Source organism: Streptomyces sp. MnatMP-M17, assembly GCF_900091995.1.
In the GTDB taxonomy this organism is placed as follows: Bacteria; Actinomycetota; Actinomycetes; order Streptomycetales; family Streptomycetaceae; genus Streptomyces.
Genome location: NZ_FMDK01000224.1, coordinates 1 through 3,917, shown reverse-complemented (window position 1 = coordinate 3,917; position 3,917 = coordinate 1). Strand labels below are relative to the sequence as shown.

At 68.7% G+C, this 3,917-nt stretch carries 4 protein-coding genes; 1 reads left to right on the top strand and 3 read right to left on the bottom strand.

What is annotated here, in order from left to right; all coding sequences use genetic code 11:
- Positions 1-63 precede the first annotated feature (63 nt).
- The 3 genes from GA0115259_RS10890 to GA0115259_RS10880 are packed head-to-tail and all read right to left on the bottom strand — an operon-like array spanning position 64 to position 3,079.
- Entirely contained in the window at positions 64-918 is an 855-nt protein-coding gene (locus GA0115259_RS10890) for a class I SAM-dependent methyltransferase (protein ID WP_093594379.1), read from the bottom strand.
- Positions 919-974: 56 nt separating this feature from the next.
- A complete protein-coding gene (locus GA0115259_RS10885; protein WP_093594376.1) occupies positions 975-1,829 on the bottom strand; it encodes a cyclase family protein in 855 nt (284 codons plus the stop codon).
- A gap of 14 nt (positions 1,830-1,843) precedes the next feature.
- Positions 1,844-3,079: a serine hydrolase domain-containing protein gene (locus GA0115259_RS10880; RefSeq protein WP_093594373.1), complete on the bottom strand. Its 1,236-nt coding sequence runs from the start codon at positions 3,077-3,079 to the stop codon at positions 1,844-1,846.
- Positions 3,080-3,228: 149 nt separating this feature from the next.
- On the opposite strand from GA0115259_RS10880, the gene GA0115259_RS10875 reads away from it, so the two are divergent.
- A complete protein-coding gene (locus tag GA0115259_RS10875; protein ID WP_093594370.1) occupies positions 3,229-3,882 on the top strand; it encodes a nitroreductase family protein in 654 nt (217 codons plus the stop codon).
- The last annotated feature ends 35 nt before the right edge of the window (positions 3,883-3,917 follow it).

The following is a 3,917-nucleotide window of genomic DNA, read 5'->3' as shown; positions in this document are numbered from 1 at the left end:
GGCCGGTGCCGCGCCACGGAGCGGACAGCTCCAGGCGCGGCACCGGCCGTCGTCCTGCCCGCGTCAGTTCTCCTGCTTCCGGCCCCAGGCCGTGAAGACCGCGAGGGAGAGATCGTGGAAACCGGGATCGGCCAGCTCGCGGTAGGCGGCCTCGAAATCCTCGTCCGTCGCCAGGCCCTCGGCGACCACGGCCGCCCTGGTCTGTTCCAGCGTCAGCCGCCACCACGCGGCCTCGTTGTCGCCGCCCGTGATCCGCTGGAAGCGGGCGTCGTATCCGATGTCACCGAGTCCCTTGCCCGCCAAGGGCACCGGCAGATTGCGCGCCCACTCGGTGTCCGTGCCGACGGCGCTCTCCAGATGTGTGCGGAAGGCCCGCATCACCTTGCGGTAGGCCGGGTGCGGAGCGTCCTTGATGGGAAAGAACGAGGGCTCTTCGAGCAGCAGGACACCGCCGGGCTTCAGCCACCGGGCGAGCCGGGCCACCGCCTTCTCCGGGTCCGGCAGATGGATGACGACATAGCGGGTGTGGATGAAGTCGAAGGTGCCCTCCGGGAAGTCGTCGGTGTAGACGTCATGGCGCAGCACCTGTACGCCCACCTCGGAGAGTTCATCCAGATAGGTGGTGTCGAGATCGGTGACGGTGACCTCGGCGCCCTGCCCGGCCAGCCAGCGGGCCACCGAACCGCCGCCTCCGCCCACTTCCAGGACGCGGTGGCCGGAGGTCAGGCCGAGGCGCTGGAAGTGTCCGCGCGTGTGGTCGTCGAGAACGGACTCCAGGAGCCGCAGCCGCTCCCGTTCGGTGCCGATGGCGTGGCTGAACACGCCGTCCTTGTAACGCTTCTCGGTCCACTCCCAGGGGTCCTTCGACGTCTGGGCGGAGGCCTGGGCGGAGGCCGCCGTACCGGATGATGTGGACATCTGCGTTCTCCTTGGCTGGGCTGAGCTGGGCTTGGTTCGGGCAGAGGAGCGGGAGCTCACACAAAAGCGAAGACACGAGCCGGGCCACCGGTGCCGCCGGCGTGCTTGGGCGCACCCACGACGACGGTGGCTCCGACGTCCGGGACGGTGTCCAGATGCGCCAGGTTCTCGATGCCGTACTTGCCGGCGGGCAGCAGCACACGGTGGGTGAACGGATCGGCCGGACGGGTGCCCGGCTCCAGACTGGCCGTGTCGATGCCGACACCGACCACCGAACGCTCCTCGACCAGGAAGTGCGCGGCCTCCACGGAGATACCGGGATAGCGGTAATGGCCGTCGGCCTCGTCGAAGTTGAGGAAAGCACCGGGAGTGTCGATCCGGTCGGACCAGCCGTTGTCGACGGCGAGCAGCGCGTCGTCCGGGATACGGCCGTTACGGCTCTCCCACCGCAGCAGATCGTCCACCGTCAGTTCGGTGACATTGTCCTTGGCGGCCCGTTCGCCGACGCGCACCACAGCGAGCGGCGCGATCAGCCTCTCGGCCGGGATCCGCTCCACGGACAGCCCGTTGTCGTCGAAGTGGGCGGGAGCGTCGATATGGGTGCCGATGTGCTCGTTGTAGGTGAGCTCGAAGGCGTTGTACTCGTGCTCGGCGAGATTGGCCAGGCGCCTGATCTCCATCGGTTTCACATAGAGCTCGAAGACCGGCCAGTCGGTACCGAGCACATGCGTGAGGTCATGGACGGCGCCTCGGGGAACGTACAGCGGAGAGGCCTTGACCGCCGCCGCCTCCACGCCCGCCTCCGTCGGCTGCTCCCGCGAAGCGGAATCGGTGGACCGCGTGGGCTCGTTCCGCTGTGACGGCTCCGGCGACGGCGTCGCCGCGCCGAGGATCGTTTCTGGACCGCACATGGTGAATGCCTCCCTCAGTCGACCAGGGCCTGGTTGACCAACTGGCGCAGACGGCTGTGCAACGGATGGGCGCCGGACGGCATGAGCTGCGTGAAGAAGAGGACGGTCAGCCGCTCCACGGGATCCACCCAGAAGATCGTTCCGGCCGCGCTGTGCCAGCCGTACTCTCCGGGACCGGCCGGCACTCCGGCCGCCGCCGGATCCTCGACCACGGCGAATCCAAGCCCGAAACCGACGCCCGCGGTCGGCATCTCCGAGAAGACCGGCCGGCCGGCCGAGTGCAGATCTCCGCCGCCGGGAAGGTGGTTGCGCCGCATATGGCGCACGGTGCGCGGGCCGAGGATCCGCTCCCCCTCGAAGACGCCCTCGCCGAGCAGCATCTGCGAGAACCGGTGGTAGTCGCCGAGCGTGGTGACCAGCCCGGCACTGCCGGAGAGACAGGCGGGCCGGTGCAGCGCGCCGGCTCCGAGCTGATCGGCCCTGGTCGCACGGCCGGTGGCCGGATCCGCGGTGTAGAAGGCGGCGAGCCGGTCCGCCTTCTCCTGCGGTACGTGGAACGAGGTGTCGGTCATCCCGAGCGGTCCGAGAACGCGCTCGGTGAAGAACTCGTCCAGGCTCTTGCCGGAGGCGACCTCGATGACACGGCCCAGCACATCGCTGGAGACACCGTAGTTCCAGGCGGTGCCCGGTTCGAAGAGCAGCGGGAAACCCGCCCACCGCTCACAGCAGGCGGCCAGATCGAGTCCGGGCGGTGTGGCCCATTCGAAGCCGTTCGCCGTGTAGATCTCGTCCACGGGATGGGCGCGGTGGAAACCGTAGGTCAGCCCGGAGGTGTGGCTGAGGAGATGCTGTACGCGGATGGGACCGGCGGCCGGGACGGTGACGGGCCGTGCGGCCGGGCCGCGCTGGTAGACGCGTACGTTCTCGAAGGCCGGGATATAGCGGCCGACCGGATCCTGGAGGCCGATCGTGCCGTCCTCGACCAGAGTCATCGCGGCGACGGAAGTGACCGGCTTGGTCATCGACCAGGCCCGGTAGATCACGTTGCCCTCGCTGGGCAGACCGTTCTCCACATCGCGCTTGCCGTACTCCGCGAGATGGGCGACTCTGCCGCCACGGGTTACGGCGATCTGCCAGCCGGGCAGCCTGCCGTCATCGACATAGGACGCCAGGTAGCGGTCGAGCCGTCGTAACCGGCCGGGATCCAGTCCGGCCTCCGCCGGGTCGACCTCGATCTTGAGCTCGGACACCTTGCCTCCTCATGATCTGAGCACCATGGTTCGGAAGTTCGCAACTTATGGAACCATAGAAACAACAACTCGGCCGGGACAACAAGGGCTTCCCGCCGCCGAGTTGCCCAGACCGGCACCCTCAACCCGCGATAGAGGCACGGAGCGCCATGTCCCGACTTGATCTGTCCGTCGATGAACTGCTCACCACGACGCGCGCCGTACGCAAGCGACTTGACCTGACGCGTCCGGTCGAGCGCGAGGTGATCGAGGAATGTCTCACTCTCGCCACCCAGGCGCCGACCGGACGCAACCGGCAGCACTGGGACTTTGTGTTCGTGACCGATCCGGACCGGCGCGCGGCGCTCGCGGACCTGTACCGGATGGGACTCGTACGGCCGCGTCAGCCTCTGCTGGGCGGCGCCGACGCCATCAACCGCGGTGACGCCGAGGGCTGGGACAGGATCGCGGACAGCGCCCAGCACCTGTTCGAGCATCTGCACGAGGTACCGGTGCTGCTCGTGCCGTGCGTACGCGTGACGGACCGGCGCGAGCTGGAGTATCCGGTGCGGCTCGCCAATATCTACGGCTCGATCCTTCCGGCCGTCTGGCAGTTCATGCTCGCGGCGCGCTCCCGGGGCCTCGGCACCGCGTGGACGACGCCTCATCTGCACTACGAGCGGGAGGCCGCCAAGCTCCTCGACATCCCGTACGACACGGTCATCCAGACCGCGCTGATCCCGCTCGCGTACACCATCGGCACCGATTTCCGGCCGGGTCTGCGCGTTCCGGCGGACGAAGTGGCGCACTGGGACCGGTGGTAGCCGGACGGCGGGCCGCCCCGGGCGCCGGGGCGGCC

Excerpts from the sequence above, each read along its gene's own strand:
- GA0115259_RS10890 (WP_093594379.1), bottom strand. The coding sequence starts at position 918 with ATGTCCACATCATCCGGTACGGCGGCCTCCGCCCAGGCCTCCGCCCAG.
- GA0115259_RS10875 (WP_093594370.1), top strand. The coding sequence starts at position 3,229 with ATGTCCCGACTTGATCTGTCCGTCGATGAACTGCTCACCACGACGCGC.
- GA0115259_RS10885 (WP_093594376.1), bottom strand. The coding sequence starts at position 1,829 with ATGTGCGGTCCAGAAACGATCCTCGGCGCGGCGACGCCGTCGCCGGAG.